General features: G+C 63.0%; 23 protein-coding genes. 14 read left to right on the forward strand and 9 right to left on the reverse strand.

Features of this window, described 5'->3' with window-relative positions:
* Positions 1-348 precede the first annotated feature (348 nt).
* The 10 genes from EGJ86_RS23165 to EGJ86_RS23215 all read left to right on the forward strand — a co-directional run bounded on the left by EGJ86_RS23165 (position 349) and on the right by EGJ86_RS23215 (position 9,889).
* Positions 349-900: a chorismate lyase gene (locus EGJ86_RS23165; RefSeq protein WP_125836775.1), complete on the forward strand. Its 552-nt coding sequence runs from the start codon at positions 349-351 to the stop codon at positions 898-900.
* A 223-nt stretch (positions 901-1,123) separates the two neighbouring features.
* On the forward strand, positions 1,124-2,014 hold the full coding sequence (ubiA, locus tag EGJ86_RS23170) for a 4-hydroxybenzoate octaprenyltransferase (protein ID WP_125836776.1): 891 nt from the start codon (positions 1,124-1,126) through the stop codon (positions 2,012-2,014).
* Positions 2,015-2,096: 82 nt separating this feature from the next.
* Positions 2,097-2,786 (forward strand): phosphate regulon transcriptional regulator PhoB, encoded by a 690-nt coding sequence (gene phoB / locus EGJ86_RS23175; protein WP_024310067.1) that lies wholly within the window; start codon positions 2,097-2,099, stop codon positions 2,784-2,786.
* Positions 2,787-3,006: 220 nt separating this feature from the next.
* Positions 3,007-4,326, forward strand: coding sequence for a phosphate regulon sensor histidine kinase PhoR (phoR, locus tag EGJ86_RS23180; protein WP_125836777.1), 1,320 nt, complete (start codon positions 3,007-3,009; stop codon positions 4,324-4,326).
* Between the two features lie 62 nt (positions 4,327-4,388).
* A complete protein-coding gene (locus tag EGJ86_RS23185) occupies positions 4,389-5,729 on the forward strand; it encodes a hemolysin family protein (RefSeq protein ID WP_125836778.1) in 1,341 nt (446 codons plus the stop codon).
* A gap of 223 nt (positions 5,730-5,952) precedes the next feature.
* Positions 5,953-6,708, forward strand: a complete 756-nt coding sequence (locus EGJ86_RS23190; RefSeq protein ID WP_125836779.1) for an outer membrane beta-barrel protein — start codon at positions 5,953-5,955, stop codon at positions 6,706-6,708.
* Between the two features lie 190 nt (positions 6,709-6,898).
* Positions 6,899-8,047: an NAD(P)/FAD-dependent oxidoreductase gene (locus EGJ86_RS23195; RefSeq protein WP_125836780.1), complete on the forward strand. Its 1,149-nt coding sequence runs from the start codon at positions 6,899-6,901 to the stop codon at positions 8,045-8,047.
* Between the two features lie 188 nt (positions 8,048-8,235).
* Positions 8,236-8,508 (forward strand): HU family DNA-binding protein, encoded by a 273-nt coding sequence (locus EGJ86_RS23205; RefSeq protein ID WP_003242571.1) that lies wholly within the window; start codon positions 8,236-8,238, stop codon positions 8,506-8,508.
* Between the two features lie 150 nt (positions 8,509-8,658).
* Positions 8,659-9,054 carry a helicase gene (locus EGJ86_RS23210; protein ID WP_125836781.1) on the forward strand — a complete coding sequence of 132 codons (396 nt, stop codon included), beginning with the start codon at positions 8,659-8,661 and terminating at the stop codon, positions 9,052-9,054.
* Between the two features lie 82 nt (positions 9,055-9,136).
* A complete protein-coding gene (locus tag EGJ86_RS23215) occupies positions 9,137-9,889 on the forward strand; it encodes a hypothetical protein (RefSeq protein ID WP_177432930.1) in 753 nt (250 codons plus the stop codon).
* Between the two features lie 65 nt (positions 9,890-9,954).
* Here EGJ86_RS23215 and EGJ86_RS23220 read toward each other — a convergent pair whose 3' ends face one another.
* The 3 genes from EGJ86_RS23220 to EGJ86_RS23230 all read right to left on the reverse strand — a co-directional run bounded on the left by EGJ86_RS23220 (position 9,955) and on the right by EGJ86_RS23230 (position 14,466).
* A complete protein-coding gene (locus EGJ86_RS23220; RefSeq protein WP_099526725.1) occupies positions 9,955-11,361 on the reverse strand; it encodes an aminoacyl-tRNA deacylase and HDOD domain-containing protein in 1,407 nt (468 codons plus the stop codon).
* 91 nt (positions 11,362-11,452) lie between these two features.
* Positions 11,453-13,528, reverse strand: coding sequence for an ATP-dependent DNA helicase RecG (gene recG, locus EGJ86_RS23225; RefSeq protein WP_125836783.1), 2,076 nt, complete (start codon positions 13,526-13,528; stop codon positions 11,453-11,455).
* Between the two features lie 8 nt (positions 13,529-13,536).
* On the reverse strand, positions 13,537-14,466 hold the full coding sequence (locus tag EGJ86_RS23230; RefSeq protein ID WP_099526723.1) for a hydrogen peroxide-inducible genes activator: 930 nt from the start codon (positions 14,464-14,466) through the stop codon (positions 13,537-13,539).
* A 191-nt stretch (positions 14,467-14,657) separates the two neighbouring features.
* Here EGJ86_RS23230 and EGJ86_RS23235 point away from each other — a divergent pair, with 191 nt between their 5' ends.
* Positions 14,658-15,515, forward strand: a complete 858-nt coding sequence (locus EGJ86_RS23235) for an SDR family oxidoreductase (protein WP_125836784.1) — start codon at positions 14,658-14,660, stop codon at positions 15,513-15,515.
* A 19-nt stretch (positions 15,516-15,534) separates the two neighbouring features.
* Here EGJ86_RS23235 and EGJ86_RS23240 read toward each other — a convergent pair whose 3' ends face one another.
* The 6 genes from EGJ86_RS23240 to EGJ86_RS23265 form a co-directional block, all read right to left on the reverse strand.
* Positions 15,535-16,266, reverse strand: a complete 732-nt coding sequence (locus EGJ86_RS23240) for a hypothetical protein (protein ID WP_125836785.1) — start codon at positions 16,264-16,266, stop codon at positions 15,535-15,537.
* Between the two features lie 58 nt (positions 16,267-16,324).
* On the reverse strand, positions 16,325-16,705 hold the full coding sequence (locus EGJ86_RS23245; protein WP_106735135.1) for a RidA family protein: 381 nt from the start codon (positions 16,703-16,705) through the stop codon (positions 16,325-16,327).
* Between the two features lie 68 nt (positions 16,706-16,773).
* The gene (gene spoT / locus EGJ86_RS23250) at positions 16,774-18,885 is read right to left on the reverse strand and encodes a bifunctional GTP diphosphokinase/guanosine-3',5'-bis pyrophosphate 3'-pyrophosphohydrolase (protein ID WP_125836786.1); all 2,112 of its coding nucleotides are present in this window, start codon (positions 18,883-18,885) and stop codon (positions 16,774-16,776) included.
* A gap of 63 nt (positions 18,886-18,948) precedes the next feature.
* The gene (gene rpoZ / locus EGJ86_RS23255) at positions 18,949-19,212 is read right to left on the reverse strand and encodes a DNA-directed RNA polymerase subunit omega (protein ID WP_036998775.1); all 264 of its coding nucleotides are present in this window, start codon (positions 19,210-19,212) and stop codon (positions 18,949-18,951) included.
* 94 nt (positions 19,213-19,306) lie between these two features.
* On the reverse strand, positions 19,307-19,927 hold the full coding sequence (gene gmk, locus EGJ86_RS23260; protein WP_099526716.1) for a guanylate kinase: 621 nt from the start codon (positions 19,925-19,927) through the stop codon (positions 19,307-19,309).
* A gap of 149 nt (positions 19,928-20,076) precedes the next feature.
* The gene (locus EGJ86_RS23265) at positions 20,077-20,940 is read right to left on the reverse strand and encodes a YicC/YloC family endoribonuclease (RefSeq protein WP_106735136.1); all 864 of its coding nucleotides are present in this window, start codon (positions 20,938-20,940) and stop codon (positions 20,077-20,079) included.
* A gap of 139 nt (positions 20,941-21,079) precedes the next feature.
* On the opposite strand from EGJ86_RS23265, the gene rph reads away from it, so the two are divergent.
* The 3 genes from rph to EGJ86_RS23280 are packed head-to-tail and all read left to right on the forward strand — an operon-like array spanning position 21,080 to position 22,942.
* Positions 21,080-21,799: a ribonuclease PH gene (rph, locus tag EGJ86_RS23270; RefSeq protein ID WP_106735137.1), complete on the forward strand. Its 720-nt coding sequence runs from the start codon at positions 21,080-21,082 to the stop codon at positions 21,797-21,799.
* Positions 21,800-21,826: 27 nt separating this feature from the next.
* Positions 21,827-22,198: a DUF4870 domain-containing protein gene (locus EGJ86_RS23275; RefSeq protein ID WP_041980405.1), complete on the forward strand. Its 372-nt coding sequence runs from the start codon at positions 21,827-21,829 to the stop codon at positions 22,196-22,198.
* Between the two features lie 57 nt (positions 22,199-22,255).
* Positions 22,256-22,942, forward strand: a complete 687-nt coding sequence (locus EGJ86_RS23280) for a lipopolysaccharide assembly protein LapB (RefSeq protein WP_256672491.1) — start codon at positions 22,256-22,258, stop codon at positions 22,940-22,942.
* Positions 22,943-23,039 lie beyond the last annotated feature (97 nt).

Here is a 23,039-nt window from a genome sequence, read left to right on the forward strand (position 1 = left end):
TATACGAAACCCCAGATCGCGAAAGCTGTCTGGGGTTTCTTCTTTGCAGTGTGGAAAACACTCTCAGGCCATCGCGTAGGGAGTCCTGTGTGTTCAGCCGGGAGAATAGATAACGGTTGTTAGGAGGCATAGGTAACGCATTTAGGCTTACGGAACTCATCGAATCTGGGCCGAGTGGCGCATGGCCCGCATCTAAGGGATGTCGGCGTTTGATTCCTCTTGAACAGCTTGCCCTGCAGGTTAGTTGATATCTTTTTACGTCGTTCTTCTTACTTCAAGCCAGATAGGCGGCCAGTGCGGCGCGCCGTGCTAGACTCGCGCGCTTCCGATCTGTAGTGACTTCTTGCCGTGCCTCACGCCGCTCTCGCCCATCCGCCGCGCTGGCTCACCAATGCCCAGTTGCATCCGCAGCCTTGTGCCGGTGTGCGCGACTGGCTGTTCAACGAGGATTCGCTGACCCGGCGCCTGACCGCGCTATCCGACGACGGCTTCTCGGTGACGCCGCTGCAGGAAGGCTGGCAGCGCCTGCGCAGCGATGAGTGCGCGCTGCTCGGCGTAGCCGACGGCAGCCAGGGCTGGGTGCGCGAGGTCTACCTGCGTGGCCACGGGCAAGCCTGGGTATTCGCCCGCAGCGTTGCCGCGCGCAGTGCGCTGGAAGGTTCCGGCTTGAATCTGGCCGAGCTGGGTAGTCGTTCGCTGGGCGAGCTGCTGTTCAGTGACCGGGCCTTCGATCGCGGGGAGTTGCAGGCTTGCCGCTATCCGGCGGCCTGGCTGCCGCAGGAGGTGCGCGAAGAGCGCCTGTGGGCACGGCGCTCGTGCTTCAGCCGGGGGCCGTTGGGGGTGCTGGTAGCAGAGGTGTTCCTGCCGGACTTCTGGCGGGCGGCGGGCATCGAGGCCTAGCGTTCGCATTAGCATTGTCTACTCAGGCTAATCCCTGTTGTTTGTCAGGCACATGGCGTACTGCTTCGCGAGTACGCCCTACACGCTGCATGGATGCAGGAGGTAGAGCGACGCAGGAAGCCAAAGCCGCGTAGGCTCTACGCGTTGAACCGCTTGTGGCGGTAAAGCGCCTCCCACACACGCTTCCTCGTATAATCTGCGCAACCTGCACGGAGAAGCTTCGATGTACACCCGCCTGCTGCAATCGACCACCCGCCTGCACCCGCGCGCCTGGGATTTCATTCAGTTGATGCGCCTGGACAAGCCCATCGGCATTTATCTGCTGCTGTGGCCGACCTTGTGGGCGCTGTGGGTGGCGGCCGAAGGCGTGCCGAGCGCGAAGAACCTGTTCATTTTCGTCGTCGGCGTGATCCTTATGCGGGCCGCCGGCTGCGTGATCAACGACTACGCCGACCGCAACTTCGACGGCCACGTCAGCCGCACCAAAGCGCGCCCGCTGGCCAGCGGCAAGGTCAAGCCGCGCGAGGCGCTGGCGCTGTTCGCCGTGCTGGTGGCGATGAGCTTCGTGCTGGTGTTGTTCACCAATGCCACCACCATCTGGCTGTCATTCGGCGGCCTGGCCCTGGCCGCCTGCTACCCCTTCATGAAGCGCTACACCTTCTACCCGCAGGTGGTGCTCGGCGCGGCCTTCTCCTGGGGCATGCCGATGGCCTTCACCGCCGAAACCGGCAGCCTGCCGCCGGAGGCCTGGCTGCTGTACATCGCCAACCTGCTGTGGACCGTGGCCTACGACACCTACTACGCCATGGCCGACCGTGAGGACGACCTGAAGATCGGGGTGAAATCCACGGCCATCCTGTTCGGTGATGCAGACCGCCTGATCATCGCCATCCTGCAGGGGCTGGCGTTGCTCTGCCTGTTGCTGGCTGGCGCGCGCTTCGAGCTGGGCCTGTACTTCCACCTCGGTTTGCTGGTGGCCGCCGCCTGCTTCGCTTGGGAGTTCCACGTGACCCGCCGTCGCGAGCCGTTGGTGTGCTTCAACGCCTTCCTGCACAACCACTGGGCGGGGCTGGCGATCTTCGTCGGGATCGTGCTGGATTACGCGTTGCGTTAAGTGCTGCCGCGCATCTGTCATATCGCTGCAATAATTCCGTTATCTAATGCGCGCAGACAGTTGAACGAACCGAGGCAGGACCATGGTTGGCAAGAACATCCTGATCGTCGATGACGAAGCACCGATCCGCGAGATGATTGCGGTGGCCCTGGAGATGGCCGGTTACGAGTGCCTGGAGGCGGAAAATACCCAGCAGGCGCATGCCGTGATCGTCGATCGCAAACCCGATCTGATCCTGCTCGACTGGATGCTACCCGGTACCAGCGGCATCGAGCTGGCGCGCCGGCTCAAGCGCGACGAGCTGACCAGCGATATTCCGATCATCATGCTCACCGCCAAAGGCGAAGAAGACAACAAGATCCAGGGCCTGGAAGTCGGCGCCGATGACTACATCACCAAGCCCTTCTCGCCGCGTGAACTGGTGGCCCGCCTCAAGGCCGTGCTGCGCCGTGCCGGCCCAAGTGATGGCGAGGCGCCGATCGAGGTTGGTGGCCTGCTGCTCGACCCGATCAGCCACCGCGTGACCATCGACGGCAAACCTGCCGAGATGGGCCCGACCGAATACCGTCTGCTGCAGTTCTTCATGACCCATCAGGAGCGCGCCTACACCCGTGGTCAACTGCTCGATCAGGTCTGGGGCGGCAACGTCTACGTCGAGGAGCGCACCGTCGATGTGCATATTCGTCGCTTGCGCAAGGCGCTCGGTGACGCCTACGAAAATCTGGTACAAACCGTGCGCGGGACTGGGTATCGTTTCTCCACCAAAGGTTGAGAAGCTGTTTACGATCTGCTGCGTTGAAAACAGGTTCGGCAGGCCGCTAGCGGCCAACGCACTTTAGTGCGGCCCCGTAGGGGCGAACGTAGTGAGTAATGCTCATGTACAAAAGTACAGTCGCCCGCGACTCCGACCGTTCCTCACCTGCTTTCGCCTTGCATGGCTCTAGCTCGCGAGATCGTAAAGCAGCTTCTACGGGTCCGCTCTTCTGACAAGGATGCGCTCCATCGTGAATCAAAACTGGCGTGGCGCCGTGGTGCGTCGGCTGTTGCTGTTGATCTGTGCCTGCCTGTTGCTGGGCTTCATCACCGGCCAGTACGCCTGGGTGTTGGCTGGCGGCCTGGCCATTCATCTGGGCTGGACCCTCAGCCAGTTGCTGCGCCTGCACAAATGGCTGCGCGAGCACAAACCTGATGAGCCGCCGCCGGATGGCTACGGCCTGTGGGGCGAGGTGTTCGACAGCATCTACCACCTGCAACGGCGTAACCAGAAGGTGCGTGGCCGCCTGCAGGCGGTGATCGATCGGGTGCAGGAGTCCACTGCTGCCCTCAAGGACGCTGTGCTGATGCTCGACAGCCATGGCAACCTGGAGTGGTGGAACCGTGCCGCGGAAACGCTGCTGGGGCTGAAAACCCCGCAGGACAGTGGCCAGCAACTGGCCAACCTGGTGCGCGACCCGCGTTTCAAGGAGTACTTCGAGCGTGGCAATTATGCCGATGCGTTGGAGATTCCTTCTCCGATCAACGATCGCCGCCGCTTGCAGTTCCATATCACCCGCTACGGTAATCGCGAGCATCTGCTGCTGGTGCGTGATGTCACCCGCCTGTATCAGCTGGAACAGATGCGCAAGGACTTCGTCGCCAACGTCTCCCACGAGCTGCGCACGCCGCTGACGGTGATCGCCGGTTATCTGGAGACGCTTCTGGACAACGTCGAGGCGATCAATCCGCGCTGGTTACGCGCATTGCAGCAGATGCAGCAACAGGGCGCGCGCATGCAGACCCTGCTCAACGATCTGCTCCTGCTCGCCAAGCTGGAGGCCACCGACTACCCGTCGGACAATCAGCCCGTGGCGGCCGACCTGATGCTGCTGTCGATCAAGAACGATGCCCAGGCATTATCGGGTGAGCACCAGCATCGCATCACCCTGGAGGCCGACCCGCACCTGAAGCTCAAAGGCAGTGAGGCAGAGCTGCGTAGCGCCTTCTCCAATCTGGTGTTCAATGCGGTGAAGTACACCCCGGCCGGTGGTGACATCCGCATTCGCTGGTGGGGCGACGAGCAGGGTGCACACCTGTCGGTCAGTGATACCGGTATGGGCATCGAGGCCAAGCACGTGCCGCGGTTGACCGAGCGCTTCTATCGCGTCGATTCGAGCCGCGCCAGCAACACGGGGGGCACTGGTCTAGGCCTGGCCATCGTCAAGCATGTGCTGCTGCGTCACCGTGGCAACCTGGAGATCAGCAGTGTTCCTGGCAAGGGCAGCACCTTCACCTGCCATTTCGCCCCCGCGCAGGTGGTGCAGCGCACGCGCTGAGTGCTTGCATTCGACGCGGCGAAGCTCCAACCTCTAGCGATCTTTGGCCAATCCGAACCTTCATGGACCCCTCCACGAGTCTCCCCGTTTCTGCCTACTTCGCCGATTTCGGCCTCATGCTGTTCGCCCTGTTTCTGGTTCTGCTCAACGGTTTTTTCGTCGCCGCGGAGTTCGCCATCGTGCGGCTGCGCGCGACCAAGGTCGATGCCCTGGCTGAAGCCCATGGCTGGCGCGGGCATATTCTGCGCACCGTACACAACCAGATGGACGCCTACCTCTCTGCCTGTCAGCTGGGGATCACCCTGGCGTCGCTGGGTCTTGGCTGGGTCGGTGAGCCGGCCTTCGCCGAGCTGCTGACGCCGCTGCTGGTAGCCGTTGGCGTGGAGTCACCCAAGCTGATTCACGGCATCGCCTTCTTCACTGCGTTCTCGATCATTTCCTATCTGCACATCGTCATCGGCGAGCTGGCGCCCAAGTCCTGGGCGATTCGTAAACCGGAACTGCTGTCGTTGTGGACGGCCGCGCCGCTGTACGCCTTCTATTGGCTGATGTACCCGGCGATCTTCGTGCTCAACGCCAGCGCCAACGCCATTCTGCGTATCGCCGGGCAGGGCGAGCCGGGGCCGCACCACGAGCATCACTACAGCCGTGAAGAGCTCAAGCTGATCCTGCATTCCAGCCGTGCCACCAGCGACAACGACCAGGATTTGCGCGTGCTGGCTTCGGCGGTCGAGCTGGGCGAGCTGGAGGTGGTGGACTGGGCCAACTCGCGTGAGGACCTGATCTTCCTCGAGCTCAATGCCAGCCTGGATCAGGTGTTCACCACCTTCCGCCGCCACAAGTACAGCCGCTACCCGATCTTCGACGAGAGCAAGAGCGAGTTCGTCGGTGTGCTGCACATCAAGGACCTGCTGTTGCACCTGTCACTGCTGGAGATGTTGCCGTCGGCGCTCAAGCTGGCGGATCTGATGCACCCGCTCGAGCGCGTCAGCCGGCACATGCCGCTGTCGCAATTGCTCGAGCAGTTCCGCCAGGGCGGCGCGCACTTCGCCCTGGTCGAAGAGGCCGACGGCAAGGTGATCGGCTACCTGACCATGGAGGACGTGCTCGAAGCGCTGGTCGGCGATATTCAGGACGAACACCGCAAGGCCGAGCGCGGCATTCTTGCCTACCAGCCGGGCAAGCTGCTGGTGCGCGGCGACACGCCGCTGGCCAAGGTCGAGCGCCTGCTCGGCGTCGACCTCGACCATATCGAGGCCGAGACCCTCGCCGGGTTGATCTACGAGACCCTCAAGCGCATGCCTGATGAAGAGGAAGTGCTGGAAACCGATGGCCTGCGCATCATCGTCAAGAAGATGAAGGGCCCCAAGGTGGTCCTTGCCAAGGTGGTCAAGCTGGACTGAGTCCGCAAGGCGCCAACTGACGGCGCCTCTCTCGGCGAAGAGGGTCAAAACGGGCTGTCTATCCGGTCAACATTTCTCCCTCCGATCCAGGCCTGTTCAGGGCTTGTTCAGTTTCGAGACCGCTCGTCAGGTTTGGCGAATGACTCCCTGCATCGCAAGTCTAGGTACTTGCGTCCCACCTCCCGGTGGGCGGCGTTATCCACTCATTGCCAAGGAAATCGTCATGCAGCTGTCCAGCATAACCCCCAAAGCAACACTCGCCCTGTGCCTGGCGGGCGCCTCGCAGGCCTATGCAGACTCGGTCACCGACCCAATCTCGACCTTCGGTGTCATCGCTTCGCACAACCAGTACAAGCTCACCGTGGACGATGAAAGCGACAAGGAGCGCCTCAACCAGGGCGGCCTGTTCTACCACTTCGGTAACAAGCTGACCGGGCAGGAGGGCTTCATCTACCAGGCGGGGATCGAAGGCCAATACCGTGACAAGGACGATGTGGAATACAAGTCCGCACGTGCCGACATCGACCTCGGTCTGCGTGCCGCGCTGAGCACCAACAATTACGTCGACGTGATCGTCGGTGGTGGTTACGACTGGGGCCGTATCGAGCAGGACAACGTCGGCCCGTTCGACAGCAACGTCAAGCTGACCAGCAAGTCGCCCTTTGCCAAGGCCGGCCTCGGCTACAACTACCTGACGCCGGACTACACCCTGCGCCTGGAAGTGGGGGCACGCTACTCCATCAACTCCGAAGCGCGCCTGAAGGTCGATGGTGACAGTGACTCCGTGGACCTCAAGGACAAGGTCAATCCCTATGGCGAGCTGACCGTGCTGTGGAACAAAGGCATCAACAGCCTGCCGATCAGCACCAGCCTGTACTACACCCAGACCCGCTATGAACTCGACAGCAACAGTGCTGTTGCCGAGCGCAGCAAGCTCAAGCAGGAGCAAGTCGGCCTGCGCGTGGGCCTGGCGTTCTAAGCACCTCCCGGACCGCCTGCTCTGCCAGGCGGTCTACCCTGATTGCCGCAGTGCATCTTTCCCCTAACCTCCGAATGGCTGACTGAACCTCATCTGGCCAGCGCGTACCTGATCCAGTAGGGTGTCATCCCGCTATCTGGGGCGGCGACCGGTGGGTCGTCGCGTCGTTTTCATCGTGAGGAAAGAGCGCATGAGTGCACCCGTCGTCATCATCGGCACCGGCTTGGCCGGCTACAACCTGGCCAAGGAGTGGCGCAAGCTAGACACCCAAACGCCTCTGCTGCTGATCACCGCTGACGACGGCCGCTCCTACTCCAAGCCGATGCTGTCCACCGGTTTCGGCAAGAACAAGGACGCTGACGGTTTGGCCATGGCCGAAGCGGGCGCCATGGCTGAGCAGCTCAACGCGGAAATTCGCACCCATACCCGTATCACCGGAATCGACCCTGGCCACAAACGCTTGTGGATCGGTGAGGAAGCCGTGCCTTACCGTGACCTGATACTGGCCTGGGGCGCCGAGCCTATTCGCGTCCCGGTAGAGGGTGATGCCCAGGATGCGCTGTTCCCGATCAATGACCTGGAAGACTACGCACGCTTTCGCAGCGCCGTGGCCGGCAAGCGTCGCGTCCTGATTCTTGGCGCCGGCCTGATTGGCTGCGAGTTCGCCAACGACCTCAGTGCCGGCGGTTATGAGGTCGAGCTGCTGGCGCCCTGCGAGCAGGTGATGCCCGGCCTGCTGCATTCGGCGGCGGCCTCTGCCGTACAAGCCGGTCTGGAGGGGCTGGGCGTGCGTTTCCACCTTGGCCCGGTGCTGGCGAGTCTCGACCGCCAGGGGGATGCGCTGCAGGCTTCGCTGTCCGACGGCAGCCTGATCCAGTGCGATGCGGTGGTTTCGGCCGTCGGTCTACGCCCGCGCACCGCGCTCGCTGCGGCAGCCGGTCTCGACATCAACCGCGGCGTGATGGTCGACCGCCAGCTGCGTACCTCGCACGCCAACATCTATGCCTTGGGTGACTGCGCCGAAGTCGACGGCCTCAACCTGCTCTACGTCATGCCGCTGATGGCCTGCGCCCGGGCCCTGGCCAAGACCCTGGCCGGTGAGCCCACGGCGGTCAGCTACGGGCCGATGCCGGTGACGGTAAAGACCCCGGCATGCCCGCTGGTGGTCTCGCCGCCGCCGCGTGGCAGCCAGGGCGAATGGACGGTCGAAGGCACCGGCAGCGACATCAAGGCGCTCTGCCGCGAGGCTTCCGGGGCGCTGCTCGGCTATGCGCTGACCGGCGCCGCGGTGCAGGAGAAACTGGCACTGAACAAGGAATTACCAGCGCTGCTGGCATGATTGCCTGCCGTTCTGTCGGATACGCCACGAAATTGCCTGGTTAAAGTGGCGGGCGACACTGGCGCAGTGCGATGCGGCATGCCATTCTCCCAAGGGTCTGCCGCAGCGCAGAGCTGTTGCGGCGCCTTGGGCGCTGTTCTGGAAGGACAGCACGGACACAACAACAAAAAACCGTCAAAGAGGCAATTATGCGTAAACCGGAACTCGCCGCCGCCATCGCCGAAAAGGCTGATCTGACCAAGGATCAGGCCAATCGTGTACTCAACGCCGTACTGGAAGAAATCACCGGTGCACTGAACCGCAAGGACAGTGTGACCCTGGTTGGCTTCGGTACTTTCGTCCAACGCCACCGTGGCGCCCGTACTGGTAAGAACCCGCAGACCGGTCAGCCGGTGAAGATCAAAGCCAGCAACACCGTCGCCTTCAAACCGGGCAAGTCCCTTAAAGACGCGGTCAACTGAGCCCGTTACCCGGAGCCGCTCGGCTCCGGGTTCCCCTTGCGCAGCCACGCTGCGAAATTGGCAGATACAGCCATGCTTTAGATGGGCTGTAGTCCTGCAAGAAAACCACTACAATGCGCGGCCATCATCTTCGATCACGAGAGCCTGTGCATGAAATTCCGTTTTCTTCTGTGGATGCTGGGCCGCCTGATGGCCAAGGCCAGTCGTGAAAATCCGGCGTTCCGCCAGCAGCTCGAAGGTCGCGATATGGTCTTCCAACTGCACACCCTGGACGGCAAGGTCGCACGCCATTTCATCGTGGCCGGGCAACGTGTCACCAGCAAACGTGGTACTGCCAAGGACCCCGCGTTCGCCATCGGTTTCAAGGATGGCGCCTACGGCTTTGAAACCATGACCGCGAAGAACAAGCAGCTGGCCTTCATGCAGGGCATCCAGAACAAGGACATCCAGATCCAGGGCAACCCGGCGCTGGTCATGTGGTTCCAGGGCCTGACCAAGTACTTGGTGCCGAAGAAGAAGACCGAGGCGCCGAAAAAGGCCGCCTGATCGGCACTGATGCGCGTCGCGGCTGGCCGCGACGCCACGCTTTGGTTAGGCTTCCAGGCACGTTCCTGTGGAAAGTCTGACCATGCGTCTTTTCCTGTTACCTCTGCTGTTGCTGGCCGCCACCACCGCACGGGCCGAGTCGGCGTCTGCCAAAACCCTGTTACCACTGTTCGAACTCGCCGGTATCCATCTGCTCTGCGAGCAGAGCGCGCCGTTGGTGCAGCGCGGCCAGGATGAAGCCGAACAGAAGCGCATCGCTGAGTTGTTCGCTGGTGAGGTTTTTTGTCTGGACCTGGCCAAGCGCGTCGGGGCCCGCTTCGATGCCGTGCAGGGTGAGCAGGCTCGCGAGCGCCTCGATAGCCCGCTGGCGCAGCGCTTCACCGCTGCCGAGCGTGCCGTCGGTGAGCAGCCCGAAGGCCTGGCTGAATACCGTCAGCGCTTGCAGGAGCAGCCGCCACGAGGTGCGCGTCTTGACCTGGTCAGGCGTCTCGATGCGGCTGCGCGTACAACCGAACTGGCCAGCCTGCTGCGTTATGAGGTCGGCAAGACCCAGGCATTGTTGGCACTAAAGGCGCGGGGCGAGAATCTCAGCGAGGCCGAACTGCAGGCGCAGACGCAAAAGCAGGCGGACGCCATCCGCCAGTCCAGCGAGCAGGCGGTGGAAACCTTCATGTTCTATGCCTACCGGCAGATGCCCAGCGATCAACTCGCCGAGTATGCGGCGCTCTACGAGCACTCCAGTGTCAGCCAACTGCTCGCCATCAGTCTGGAAGTGGTGCCGCAGCTGTTCGCCGAGCGTCGTGAGAAGCTGCGCAAGACGGCGGGCAAGTTGTAAGGGGCGCCGGCCGCTCCGCGCGAGGCGAGCAGCCTATCCTTGAGGGTTATGGAGCTAGCAGCCGCTCATTGTGGCTGCTGATACTGCGCTGCGAGCTCACGCAAGGCGACCTCGGCGCTGAGTACCTTGCTCACTGCGTCCTCGGCTTTTTCCCGGCTCAGCCCCAGGGCCTCGAACAGCTCATCAGGAATCTCGCTCTGCGGCCCGGCACCGATACCCCGGTTGCGCAGCAGGCTGACGGCCAGGCACACCAGGTTGGGGAAGGCCGCGCTGTCGCCGGCATAAGATGGGTCGTGCTGAAAGCGCAGGGCGCTGGACAGCTCTTCCGGCATATCCCAGTGGCGCATCAGCCAGGCACCGATCTGCTCGCGAGTGATGCCCAGCAGATGCTGCTCGATGTACCCGGCAGACAGGTGCGGGTTGACCTCCAGGTGGCGGCAGATCAGCGAGAAGTGCGGCGGAAACACGTGCGCGAGCACCAGGTAACCGAAGTTGTGCAGCAAGCCGGCCAGGTAGGTCAGGCCGGCTTCAGGGCGCTGCGCGCGCGGCATGGCGCGGGTCAGGCCTTCGATCACTGCGGCGGTATAGATCGCTTGCTGCCAGTAGGGCGTGGCGTGCTGCGGCTGATCCTTGGGCAGGCTCAGGGTCTTGCCCAATGCCAGGCCGAGAGCCAGGTTGATCACCAGGTCGAAGCCCAGCACGCGGACGATGGCGTCTTCCACCGAGCGAATCTTGCCGGGCGCGGCGTAGTAGGGCGAGGCTGCCCAGCTGACCACCTGTGCCGCCAGCGCGGGATCGGTTTCGACCACGCCGGTGATGTCGTCCACGGTGGCGTTGGGGTCGACGCGCAGCTTGATGATCTTCTGTGCGGTTTCCGGCAGCGGCGGAATCTCGATGGTTTCTTCCAGGCGCTGTTGGATGCGGCGTGCGGTAAAGGCCTGCACGGCCTGGGTGATTTCCGCGCGGTCATCATGCGGGCGATCGAGGTTCGGTCTGATCGCACTGACCGGCTCACCGAAACGCGCGGCGCTGGCCTTGCTCAGCAGCGCCTTGAAGGCTTCAGTGGGGATTTCCAGCAATACGCCAGGCTGGCCGGACTCGATCAGCAGGCTGGGCACCTGCAGCAGGCGTTCTTCGTACAGGCAGGGCGAACTGGTCAGGGGCGGCAAGCCGGGCAGGGCGGCCAGATTGTGCTTGCCGAGCATGCGCTCCAGGCGCTCCGGTTTGACCGCGGTGAGCTGGCGCCCAGTCAGTTCGGCCAGGCGCGACAGATCGAGCATGTGGCTACGCGGGTAGAGCACCAGCAGGGCGCCGATGGCGTCGTCCACCAGCACGGCCTGCAGGCGTGCCTCGCTTGGCTGACCCGGTCGCTCCGCGCATACCTGGTAGGGTACGGCGAGTTTCTCCAGCAGTTGCACAATCACAGCGGGTGCTTGTGCAGTGGCGTTGGCGGCGAGGGCGGCTTCAGTCATATCGATATCCAGCGTTGGCGCATGTGCCCCGGAGTATAACCAGCGAGGATTTGCGCAAAGGTTCGTGGCGACGGTTGTCCTGTGAACAGGTTCACACTTGACCGTATTGCTGGCCGTGACGCAACCAGCGTTCCAACAATGGAGCCACATGTTGTGGCCAATGTTCCAAAAGTGCCTGCGCGGCATCGCGTACGGCGGGTAGCAGGTCGGCATCGCGCATCAGGTCGGCGACCTTGAACTGCAGCAGACCGGTCTGCCGGGTGCCGAGCATTTCGCCGGGACCGCGGAGCTCGAGGTCCTTCTCGGCGATGATGAAACCGTCGGTGGTCTCGCGCATGATCGCCAGACGCTCGCGGCCAAGCTGCGACAACGGCGCATGGTAGAGCAACACGCAATGACTGGCGGCGCTCCCGCGACCGACTCGGCCGCGCAACTGGTGCAGTTGGGCCAGGCCGAGGCGTTCGGGGTTCTCGATGATCATCAGGCTGGCGTTGGGCACATCGACGCCGACCTCGATCACTGTGGTGGCCACCAGCAACTGCAGCTTGCCCTGCTTGAACTCATCCATCACCGCGGCCTTCTCGGCCGGTTTCATGCGCCCGTGGATCAGCCCGACACGTAGCTCGCCCAGTGCCGCGGAAAGCTCCTCGAAGCTGGTTTCGGCGGCCTGGCAGGTAAGTTCTTCGGATTCTTCGATCAGGGTGCATACCCAATACGCCTGGCGCCCCTGCTGGCAGGCATTGCGTACGCGCTCGACCACCTCGATGCGACGGCTGTCGGCGATCACCAGGGTGTTGACCGGTGTGCGCCCTGGCGGCAGCTCGTCGAGGATCGAGGTGTCCAGGTCGGCGTAGGCGCTCATCGCCAGGGTCCGGGGGATGGGCGTAGCCGTCATGATCAACTGGTGCGGGCTGAGGCGTCCGTCGATGCCTTTCTGGCGCAGCGCCAGGCGTTGTTGCACACCGAAGCGGTGCTGTTCGTCGATGATCACCAGGGCCAGGCGCTTGAACTTCACTTCGTCCTGGAACAGAGCGTGGGTGCCGACCACCATCGGGCAGCCGCCGGCAATCTGCTCCAGAGCGGCGGCGCGGGCTTTACCCTTGAGCTTGCCGGCCAGCCAGGCGACTTCCAGGCCAAGCGGTGCCAGCCATTTGCTGAAGTTTAGAAAGTGCTGCTCGGCGAGGATTTCGGTCGGCGCCATCAGCGCCACCTGATAGCCGGCCTCCAGTGCCTGCAGCGCAGCCAGTGCCGCGACCACCGTCTTGCCGGCGCCGACATCACCCTGCACCAGGCGCAGCATCGGTTCGCTCTGCGCCAGGTCGTAGGCGATATCGGCGCCCACGCGCTGCTGCGCGCCGGTGGGGGCGAAGCCGAGGTTGGCGAGGTACTGCTGCGGCAGCTTCGTTGCCGGCGGCAGCGCCGGTGCCTGTTGCGCGCGCACCTGTTCACGCAGGCGCTGCAGGGACAACTGGTGAGTCAGCAGCTCTTCGAAGGCCAGGCGGTGTTGCGCCCAGTGACGGCCCTCGGCGAGCTCCTCGACATCGGCGTCCGGCGGCGGCCGGTGCAGGTAGCGGATGGCCTCGTCCAGCGGCGCCAGGCGATAGTCGCGGGCCAACTCCTCGGGCAGCCAGTCTGGCAGGCTGCGCGGGCCGAGACGCGCGAGTGCCTGCTGGCTGAGCTGGCGCAGGCGCTGTTGGGTCAAACCTTCGGTGGTCGGGTAGATGGGCGTCAGGCTCTGCTCCACCGGGGCCGGTTCGTCGCCGCTCTGTGCGCGGTACTCCGGGTGGTAGATTTCCAGGCCGGTGGCGCCGGGGCGCACTTCACCGTAGCAGCGCAGGGCGGTGCCGCGCTTGAGGCCGTCCTTCTGCGCCTGGCTGAAGTGAAAGAAGCGCAGGCTCAGCGTGCCGCTGCCGTCCTGCAGGCGTACCAGCAGGCTGCGCCGCCGGCCCATGACCACATCGGCGCCGGCAACGATGCCCTCGACCCCCGCATCCTGCCCCGGGCGCAGCGCGCCGATGGGGGTGATGCGCGTGCGATCCTGGTAGCGCAGCGGCAGGTGGAACAGCACATCCTGCAGATTTTCCAGGCCGACCTTGGCAAGTTTCTCGGCCAAGGCGGCGCCTACGCCTTTGAGCGCGGTGACGGAAACCGCTGCCAGCTCGCCCACTTCTGGCCTCAGACTGCCTTGGTCTGCGGACTGCGGGCGACCGAGCAGAGGCGGATGGAGTCGGCCAGCACTTCAATGGCGTTGGGTCGCGGGAAGCTGGCGCGCCAGGCGATGGCCACGGTACGGAACGGCACCGGTGCGCTGAGCGGACGGACTTCGATCACGCCGGGCGCATAGTGGTGGCTGTCCACCGCCGAGAACGGCAGGATCGATACGCCAAGGCCGGAGGCGACCATATGGCGGATGGTCTCCAGCGAGCTGGACTCCACGGTGGTGTGCTTGCCGTGGTCATCACCGCCCTTGCGCAGGGTCGGACAGGCCTCCAGTACCTGGTCGCGGAAGCAATGGCCTTCGCCTAGCAGCAGCAGGCTCTTGTCGTTGAGCAGCTTGGTGTCGATGGTCTCCATCGCCGCCCAGGGGTGGCCGGTCGGCAGCAGGGCGTAGAACGGTTCGTCGTACAAAGGCTTGGTCAGTACATCGGCCTCGTGGAACGGTAGGGCGATGATGATGGCGTCGAGTTCACCGGTGCGCAGTTTGTCGCGCAGGATATGGGTGAAGTTTTCCTCGATGTACAGCGGCATGTCCGGGGCGACCCGGTGCAGCTGCGGAATCAGATGCGGGAACAGATAAGGGCCGACGGTGTAGATGGCGCCGATTTTCAGCGGTGCGGTCAGCTGGTTCTTGCCGGCCTGGGCCAGCTCGCGAATACCCTGCGCCTGCTCCAGCACCTTCTGTGCCTGGGTGACGATGCCTTCACCGACCGGGGTCAGCCGCACGGCGCTCTTGCTGCGCTCGAAGATCAGCACGCCAAGCTCGTCCTCCAGCTTTTTCACGCCCACCGACAGGGTCGGTTGGCTGACATGGCAACGCTCGGCGGCGCGGCCGAAATGCTGTTCCTGGGCGAGGGTGACGATGTACCGCAGTTCGGTGAGGGTCATAGTGTTTATCCATTAAATTGCCGACAAGCATAGCCTTTGCAAACAGATGAACCAACCGGGCTAATAGACTGTTGCAAAACTATCTCGCCTTTGGCGTCTGCATCCTCCTATCACCAGCACCCATGCGCTGCGCTGACGGCTGCAAACGGCCTGTTACACTGCGCCGTCGCCTAGAAGTCATGGAGAAAATCATGTCGGGATGCAACAGCCTGCTGATTGCCGGATGCGGGGACGTCGGTACCCGTCTTGGTCTGCGTATGGCCGAACAGGGCTGGCGCGTGCTGGGCCTGCGCCGCAACTTGGCCGCGTTGCCAACTGCCATCGAACCGTTGGCGGGCGACCTGCACGCCGACGCTTGTCCGCCGGATTGGCCGCAGGGGCCGCTGGACTACTTGGTGTATTGCGCGGCGGCCACCCAGCACGACGAAGCGGGCTATCGCGCCGCCTATGTCGATGGCCTGCGCCGTGTGCTGGGCTGGCTGGCGCAGCATGGTCAGCGACCACGGCGCATCCTGTTCGCCTCCAGCAGCGGGGTGTATGGGCAGCAGGAGGGCGAATGGATCGACGAAGATTCTCCGGCCGAGGCCCAGAGTTTCTCTGCGGTGATCATGCGTGAGGCCGAGCGCGTTGCGCTGGACAGCGGCCTGCCGGCGACCACGGTGCGTTTGACCGGTCTTTATGGCCCCGGCCGTGAGTGGTTGCTGAGCCAGGTGCGCGGTGGCTATCGCGTTAGCGACACGCCGCCGCTGTACGGCAACCGCATTCATGTCGATGACGCAGCGGGGCTGCTCGCCACGCTGTTGCAGGCAGACGTTGCCGGTAAGCCATTGGCCGATTGCTATCTGGGCGTCGATGACGAGCCGGCGCCACTACACGAAGTAGTCGCTTGGCTGCGTGAGCAACTGGGCGTGAGCCATTGGAGTGACGAGCAGCGCGTGCGCCGCGCCGGCAGCAAGCGTTGCAGCAATGCCCGCGCTCGTGCGCTGGGCTGGACGCCGCAGTATCCCAGCTACCGCGAGGGCTATGCGGCGATTCTGCGGGACCAATGAAAAGTCAGGCTTGCACTGATCAGCGGCGTTTGAGCAACCAACGTTGTGGGCCGGGCTGGTACTCAGGCATCTCGTCGAACTGGGCACGGTTCTGTGCTTCGAAGATGCGCAGCTGATTGCCTTCATGCACGAATAGCCACGGGCTACCCTGGTCGCCAGCCTGTAGCCAGAGGCTGTCATGTTCGCCGCTCATGGCTGCGCAGTCGCCCGCCAGACACAGGGCGAAGCGTTCGGCGCCGGGCAGGCCCTGCACCTGGCCGTCGCTGTTGAAGCGCACCAGGCCGCCCTGACCCAAACCTTCTTCGATCAGCCACTCGCCGCCCAGGTAGTCGCGGTACAACGCCTGTTCAAAGCTGCTGCCCAGGGCCTTGGGTGCGGCGGGGTTGTCGACGCGGGTAAAGTGCTGCTCGGGCCAGTAACCGCTGGCGATCTGTACCAGCTCGCCATTCTGCACCGCCAGTTGTTCCTTGTAGTCGCCGTAGAAGGTGACTTGCCAACGACCCTCACCGGCGCTCTGCAATTTGCCCTCGGCCAGCTCGAAACCATTGCTGTAGCTGGCTTGCTGACGGTCGGGGGCGATGTGCCATTCGAGGTTGGGACCATAGGCGAGCAGGGCTTCGCGCAGGCGACCGCTTTCGCGGGCGGCATCGATGGCTGCCTGGTTGATCCAGGTTCCGCTCGGGTCGTTGTTGGGCTTACTGGCACAGCCGGCCAGCAGGGCCGCGCAGAGCAGCAGGGGAAGCAGACGCATGGCGATCTCCATGCTGGGAGAGGAGGGAAGAGCGGGGCCTCAGGCCCCGCTGCAGCGCTTATTCCAGAACCAGAATAGCGTCCATTTCCACCAGCGAACCACGCGGCAGAGCGGCAACACCGATGGCGGCACGAGCCGGGTAGGGTTGTTCGAAATAGCGGCCCATGATCTCGTTGACCTTGGCGAAATGCGAGAGGTCGGTGAGGAAGATGTTCAGCTTGACGATGTCCTTGAACGAACCGCCGGCGGCTTCGGCAACGGCCTTGAGGTTCTCGAACACCTGCACGGTCTGTGCTTCGAAGCCTTCGACCAGCTCCATGCTCACCGGGTCCAGTGGGATCTGGCCGGACATGTAGACGGTGTTGCCGGCCTTGATGGCCTGGGAGTAAGTGCCGATGGCGGCTGGGGCCTTGTCGCTGGTGATGACGGTCTTGCTCATGAATCGCTCCTTGTGAGAACTGGCTGGGTCGAGCGCCCAGCCTACAGACTGGAAACAGGGGAATTGTGTCAGGCGCGTACTCGGGTGATACGCATCACGCCCTTGAGCGCGCGCAGTTTCTTGATCACGCGGGCCAGGTGCACGCGGTCATGTACGCTGACCACCAGTTGCACGACGCTGATCCGGCCATCGCGTTCGTCCATGCTGATCTTCTCGATGTTGCCATCGGCCGCGTTGACGCTGCCGGCCAGCAACGCGATCAGGCCGCGCTGGTGCTCCAGCTCGACGCGCAGCTCGACGTTGAATTCGCCGGTGACATCCTTGGCCCAGTTGAGCTGGATGCATTTTTCCGGATTGTGGCGGATGTCGACGATGTTCCGGCAGCTCTCCATGTGCACCACCATGCCCTTGCCGGCAGACAGGTAGCCGACGATGGGGTCACCCGGGATGGGCGTACAGCACTTGGCGTAGCTCATCACCAGGCCTTCGGTGCCGCGAATCGCCAGCGGGCCTTCGCTGCTCGGCAGGGTCTCGTCGCCGCTCTCGGCCAGCAGGCGGCGGGCGACGACATAGGCCATGCGGTTGCCCAGGCCGATGTCTTCGAGCAGGTCCTCGATGACCTCCTGGCGGTATTCGCCCAGCACTGTCTGAATGCGCTCGGGGGAAATCTTCTCCAGGTGCGTGTCGAAGCTGGCCAGCACCTTGTTCAGCAGGCGTTCGCCGAGGCTGATGGATTCGGAGCGGCGCTGCTGCTTGAGGGCGTGGCGGATATGCGTGCGTGCCTTGCCGGTGACCACGAAGTTGAGCCAGGCCGGATTCGGCCGGGCGCCCGGCGCGGTGACGATTTCCACCGTCGAGCCGCTTTCCAGCGCCTGCGACAGGGGTGCCAGGCGACGGTTGATACGGCAGGCGATACAAGTGTTGCCGACGTCGGTGTGCACCGCGTAGGCGAAGTCGACCGCGGTGGAGCCTTTCGGCAGCTCCATGATGCGGCCCTTGGGCGTGAACACGTAGACCTCGTCCGGGAACAGGTCGATCTTCACGCTCTCGATGAATTCGAGGGAGTTACCGGCGCGTTGCTGCAACTCCAGTACGCCTTTGACCCACTGCCGCGCCCGGGCATGGTTGCCCTTCGGGGCTTCGTCGTCGTTGGACTTGTACAGCCAGTGCGCGGCGATGCCGTTGTTGGCCATCTCTTCCATCTCGCGGGTACGGATCTGGATCTCGATGGGCACGCCGTGCATGCCGAACAGCGTGGTGTGCAGCGACTGATAGCCGTTGGCCTTGGGGATCGCGATGTAATCCTTGAAGCGACCGGGCAGCGGCTTGTAGAGGTTGTGTACGGCGCCGAGCACGCGATAGCAGGTGTCGACCTTGTCGACGATGATGCGGAAGGCGTAGACATCCATGATCTCGTTGAACGCCTTACGTTTGCCGCGCATCTTCTGGTAGATGCTGTAGAGGTGCTTCTCGCGGCCGATCACTTCGCCTTCCATGCCTTCGCGCTGCAGGCACATCTGGATCGATTCCTCGATCTTGGCCACGATCTCCTTGCGGTTGCCCCGAGCGCGGCGCACGGCGGCGCGGATGCGCTCGGAGCGCATCGGGTGCATGGCCTTGAAGCCCAGGTCTTCGAACTCCACGCGCATGTTGTGCATGCCCAGCCGGTTGGCGATGGGGGCGTAGATTTCCAGGGTTTCCTTGGCGATGCGCCGGCTCTTCTCATGCGGCATGGCATCGAGGGTGCGCATGTTGTGCAGACGGTCGGCGAGCTTGACCAGAATCACGCGGATGTCGCGAGCCATGGCCATGGCCATCTTCTGGAAGTTCTCGGCCTGCGCCTCGGCCTTGGTCTCGAAGTTCATCTGGGTCAGTTTGCTGACCCCGTCGACCAGTTCGGCCACGGTTTCGCCAAACTGCGCGTTGAGCGCTTCCTTGGCGATGCCGGTGTCTTCGATGACGTCGTGCAACATGGCGGCCATCAGGCTCTGATGATCCATGTGCATGTCGGCGAGGATGCTGGCCACGGCCAGCGGATGGGTCACGTAGGCTTCGCCACTGCGGCGGCGTTGGCCATCGTGCGCCTGTTCGGCGTAGAAGTAGGCCCGGCGAACCAGGTTGACCTGGTCATGGCCGAGATAGGCCGAAAGTCGGTCGGCGAGAGCGTCTATACCAGCCATGGGGTGTTCCCCTCATGACCAGTTTGGCTCCCCGCCGCGCAACTTCGACCCGGCATCATCGACTTACAGAGGCTCGTTGGCCTCTTCCTCGAAGGCAGCGAACAGCGGTTCTTCTTCGACGATGTCTTCCTGGGCGATCACTTCGTAGTCCACCAGGCCGGCAGCGATTTCGCGCAGGGCCACTACGGTGGGCTTGTCGTTTTCCCAAGCCACTTTCGGCTCTTTGCCGCCGGTGGCCAGCTGGCGCGAACGCTTGGTCGCGAGCATGACCAGTTCGAAGCGGTTATCAACGTTGTCCAGGCAATCTTCGACGGTAACGCGAGCCATGGTGTTCCTCGTAACTTGTGCGGATAAGCTTGGCCCGAGCGGGCGAGCGGACTGAATAGTCTAAAAAATCACCAGCGACAATGGAAGCGCTGTTTTACGCCAGCAGTTCGCTGAGCAGGCCGGCATGGCGCTGCTGTTGCTGAGTTTGCGACAACTGGTTGCTGCGGAAGATGGCTTTCAGGTCGCTCAGGGCATGGTTGAAGTCGTCGTTGATCACCAGGTAGTCGTACTCGACGTAGTGGCTCATTTCGCTGACCGCTTCGCGCATGCGCCGCTCGATGATCTCGCCGCTGTCCTGGCCGCGGTTGGTCAGGCGGTGGCGCAGGGCCTCCTGGGTTGGCGGCAGGATGAAGATGGATTTGGCCTGTGGCATCAGCTTGCGCACCTGTTGCGCGCCTTGCCAGTCGATCTCCAGGATCAGATCAAAGCCTTCGGCCAGGGTCTGCTCGACCCAGGTCTGCGAGGTGCCGTAGAAGTTGTCGAACACCTGTGCGTGCTCGAGGAACTCGCTGCGTTCGATCATGGCGTTGAACTGCGCGTGGTCGACGAAGTGGTAGTTGACCCCGTCCTGCTCGCCGGGACGCATGGCGCGGGTGGTGTGCGAGACCGAGACGCGAATCTGCGCCCCGCTGTCGATCAGGGCCTTGACCAGGCTGGTCTTGCCGGCGCCGGAGGGTGCGGAAACGATGTAGAGGGTGCCGGTGGTGGTGGCCATGAAAAACGTCCTGAGAAATCTTGCGGAATTTTAAAAGCGTAGCGAGCGACGGCTAGGCAAGGCGAAATCAGGTGAGAAAGCGGAGTTTACGATTGTAAATGAGCATTTCGAACCTGATTTCAACGCGGCATAGCCTAGCGCAGTAGTTTTTACTCGATGTTCTGAACCTGCTCGCGCATCTGCTCGATCAGCACCTTCAGATTGACCGCAGCCTGCGTGCTGCGCGGATCGAAGGCCTTGGAACCGAGGGTATTGGCCTCGCGGTTGAGCTCTTGCATCAGGAAGTCCAGGCGCCGCCCGGCAGCGCCGCCGGCCTTGAGCACGCGGCGCACTTCGCTGACGTGAGTGCTGAGGCGATCCAGCTCTTCGGCCACGTCACTTTTCTGCGCCAGCAGAACCAGCTCCTGCTCCAGACGTTGCGGATCGAGCTCGGCCTGCATCTCGGCGAAGCGGGTTTCGATCTTCTGGCGCTGACCGGCGAGCATCTGCGGCACCAGTTCGCGCAAGGCGGCGACTTCGTCGAGGATGCTGTCGAGGCGCTCGTTGAGCAGCTTGGCCAGCTCGGCACCTTCGCGGGCGCGGCCGGCCTTGAGTTCGCCCAGCGCCTGGTTGAACAGCTGTAGAGCGGCGGCGTTGAGTGCCTGCGGGTCGGCCGAGTCGGCCACCAGCACGCCGGGCCAGGCCAGCACTTCCAGCGGGTTGAGCGGAGCCGGTTGCTGGATCAGTGCGGCGACCTGTTCAGCGGCAGTGATCAGTTGGCGCGCGCGTGCGCTGTCGACCTGCAGTTGCTTGCCGGCACTTTCTTCGGCGAAGCGCAGGGTGCATTCCACCTTGCCGCGCGACAGACCCTGGCGCAGGGCTTCGCGCACCGCGCCTTCGAGGTCGCGGAAAGCTTCCGGCAGGCGCAGGTGCGGCTCGAGGTAACGGTGGTTGACCGAGCGCAGTTCCCAGCTCAGGGTGCCGTGGGCGGTTGCCTGCTCGTTGCGGGCAAAGGCCGTCATGCTATGAACCATGGGATACCTCGTGGAAGTCGGCTCGAAAAACGCAAGATTGTAGCGCAGTGAATCGACCCTACCCAATTCGGCATGTCGCCGCTGTCGCCCGACCTCTATAATGCGCACTGTTTTCACTTAATGAAGTAGGTATCGCTCGATGAAACGTCCCAGTGGCCGCGCCGCCGATCAGTTGCGCTCGATTCGCATCACCCGCAACTACACCAAGCACGCCGAGGGCTCGGTGCTCGTGGAGTTCGGCGATACCAAGGTTATTTGCACCGTCAGTGTCGAATCCGGCGTGCCGCGCTTCCTCAAGGGGCAGGGCCAGGGCTGGCTGACCGCGGAATACGGCATGCTGCCGCGCGCCACTGGCGAGCGTAACCAGCGTGAAGCCAGCCGCGGCAAGCAGGGCGGTCGTACCCTGGAAATCCAGCGCCTGATCGGCCGTTCGCTGCGCGCGGCACTGGACATGACCAAGCTGGGCGAGAACACCTTGTACGTCGATTGCGACGTGATCCAGGCTGACGGTGGCACTCGCACTGCCTCCATCACCGGCTCCATGGTGGCGCTGATCGATGCCCTGAAAGTGCTGAAGAAGCGTGGCGCGCTGAAAGGTGAGCCGCTCAAGCAGATGATCGCTGCGGTGTCTGTCGGCATCTACCAGGGCGAGCCGGTGCTGGACCTGGACTACCTGGAAGATTCTGCCGCCGAAACCGATCTCAACGTGGTGATGACCAATGCCGGCGGCTTCATCGAAGTGCAGGGCACTGCCGAAGGCGCGCCGTTCCAGCCTGACGAATTCAACGCCATGCTGGCACTGGCGCAGAAAGGCATGAACGAGATCTTTGAACTGCAGAAGGCCGCTCTGGTCGACTGAAACCCGTAACGAGCAAGGAGCACCAGGATGAATGACGATATGCAAAACCCGCTGCCGACGCCCAGTCAGGAAGCGCGTCAGTGGGCGATGTTCTGTCACTTCGCCGCGTTTCTCGGCCTGGTGTTCCCTTTCGGTAATTTGCTCGGCCCGCTGATCGTCTGGCAGATCAAGAAGGATTTCGACCCCTTCGTCGATGCGCAGGGCAAGGAAGCGCTGAACTTCCAGATCAGCGTGGCGCTGGCCGCTGTGGTCTGCTTCATCCTGATGGTGGTGGTGATCGGCTTCCCGCTGCTGATGCTGCTGGGTCTGGCCGCGTTGGTGCTGACCATCATCGCCGGTATCAAGGCCAATGAAGGGCAGAACTATCGCTACCCGTTCAGCTGGCGGCTGATCAAGTAATTCAATGGAGTTGGACGGCCGGGGGTGACCTCCGCCATGTCAGGGAAGGATAGTTTGATGAACGTGCGAATGTTGATGCCGGCTCTGTTTCTGACAGTGCTAGTCGGCTGCGGTGATGCTGCTCGGACGCTGGCCGAGCAGACGAAACTGCAGGCTTTGAGGATCGAAGCTGCGCAATTGCACGACGCGGGGCAGTCGCGGCAGGCGATTGCCAAGTTCGAAAAGGTAGTCGATAGCCCTATTGCAACGGATGCGGAGAAGGCTCACGCGCTTCGCTTCATCTCGCTGGGCTATTACGAGCTGAATGAATTTCCGCGTTCAGGCGAGTACGCGGCCAAGGCTGCAGCCTACTATCCGCAGGGCTCCTACGATTACCTGGTGAACATGGCCGACGCCGATCTCATGCAGGGGCGCGTACCCGAGGCCGCTGCCAGGCTGGAGCAGGCGCAGGCCATGGAACCACGTGGTCTGGCGGCCAACAACGTGCTGGGTCTGCTTTATCTGGGCGACAACGGTGAGCAGTATGCCGATTACCCCAAGGCGCTTGTCTACAATCGGGCGGCTTTCGAGATCGAGCCGGGGCGTATTACCGAGATCGCCTTGGTGCGTAACTACCTGGCTCTGCATGAATATGAGCAGGCGCATGTTCATCTGCTCGACCTGAGCCGACGCTATGCCGATGACATGCTTATACGCGACCTGCTGGAGCAGGCTGAGAATGGTCTGAAGCAGGATCGCGAGTGACAAGAAAAAGCCGGCGATAACAGACTGTGTGAAAACCTAGCAGTCTGAGTGCAAGGTGAAGACAATGCCTCCATCAGTCGATGGGGGCATTGTCGTT

It is taken from the genome of Pseudomonas sp. o96-267, from assembly GCF_003935465.1.
In the GTDB taxonomy this organism is placed as follows: Bacteria; Pseudomonadota; Gammaproteobacteria; order Pseudomonadales; family Pseudomonadaceae; genus Aquipseudomonas; species Aquipseudomonas sediminis.

Excerpts from the sequence above, each read along its gene's own strand:
- ubiA (WP_125836776.1), top strand. The coding sequence starts at position 1,124 with ATGTACACCCGCCTGCTGCAATCGACCACCCGCCTGCACCCGCGCGCC.
- phoB (WP_024310067.1), top strand. The coding sequence starts at position 2,097 with ATGGTTGGCAAGAACATCCTGATCGTCGATGACGAAGCACCGATCCGC.
- phoR (WP_125836777.1), top strand. The coding sequence starts at position 3,007 with ATGCGCTCCATCGTGAATCAAAACTGGCGTGGCGCCGTGGTGCGTCGG.
- EGJ86_RS23185 (WP_125836778.1), top strand. The coding sequence starts at position 4,389 with ATGGACCCCTCCACGAGTCTCCCCGTTTCTGCCTACTTCGCCGATTTC.
- EGJ86_RS23190 (WP_125836779.1), top strand. The coding sequence starts at position 5,953 with ATGCAGCTGTCCAGCATAACCCCCAAAGCAACACTCGCCCTGTGCCTG.
- EGJ86_RS23195 (WP_125836780.1), top strand. The coding sequence starts at position 6,899 with ATGAGTGCACCCGTCGTCATCATCGGCACCGGCTTGGCCGGCTACAAC.
- EGJ86_RS23205 (WP_003242571.1), top strand. The coding sequence starts at position 8,236 with ATGCGTAAACCGGAACTCGCCGCCGCCATCGCCGAAAAGGCTGATCTG.
- EGJ86_RS23210 (WP_125836781.1), top strand. The coding sequence starts at position 8,659 with ATGAAATTCCGTTTTCTTCTGTGGATGCTGGGCCGCCTGATGGCCAAG.
- EGJ86_RS23215 (WP_177432930.1), top strand. The coding sequence starts at position 9,137 with ATGCGTCTTTTCCTGTTACCTCTGCTGTTGCTGGCCGCCACCACCGCA.
- EGJ86_RS23220 (WP_099526725.1), bottom strand. The coding sequence starts at position 11,361 with ATGACTGAAGCCGCCCTCGCCGCCAACGCCACTGCACAAGCACCCGCT.
- EGJ86_RS23230 (WP_099526723.1), bottom strand. The coding sequence starts at position 14,466 with ATGACCCTCACCGAACTGCGGTACATCGTCACCCTCGCCCAGGAACAG.
- EGJ86_RS23235 (WP_125836784.1), top strand. The coding sequence starts at position 14,658 with ATGTCGGGATGCAACAGCCTGCTGATTGCCGGATGCGGGGACGTCGGT.
- EGJ86_RS23240 (WP_125836785.1), bottom strand. The coding sequence starts at position 16,266 with ATGCGTCTGCTTCCCCTGCTGCTCTGCGCGGCCCTGCTGGCCGGCTGT.
- EGJ86_RS23245 (WP_106735135.1), bottom strand. The coding sequence starts at position 16,705 with ATGAGCAAGACCGTCATCACCAGCGACAAGGCCCCAGCCGCCATCGGC.
- spoT (WP_125836786.1), bottom strand. The coding sequence starts at position 18,885 with ATGGCTGGTATAGACGCTCTCGCCGACCGACTTTCGGCCTATCTCGGC.
- rpoZ (WP_036998775.1), bottom strand. The coding sequence starts at position 19,212 with ATGGCTCGCGTTACCGTCGAAGATTGCCTGGACAACGTTGATAACCGC.
- gmk (WP_099526716.1), bottom strand. The coding sequence starts at position 19,927 with ATGGCCACCACCACCGGCACCCTCTACATCGTTTCCGCACCCTCCGGC.
- EGJ86_RS23265 (WP_106735136.1), bottom strand. The coding sequence starts at position 20,940 with ATGGTTCATAGCATGACGGCCTTTGCCCGCAACGAGCAGGCAACCGCC.
- rph (WP_106735137.1), top strand. The coding sequence starts at position 21,080 with ATGAAACGTCCCAGTGGCCGCGCCGCCGATCAGTTGCGCTCGATTCGC.
- EGJ86_RS23275 (WP_041980405.1), top strand. The coding sequence starts at position 21,827 with ATGAATGACGATATGCAAAACCCGCTGCCGACGCCCAGTCAGGAAGCG.
- EGJ86_RS23280 (WP_256672491.1), top strand. The coding sequence starts at position 22,256 with ATGAACGTGCGAATGTTGATGCCGGCTCTGTTTCTGACAGTGCTAGTC.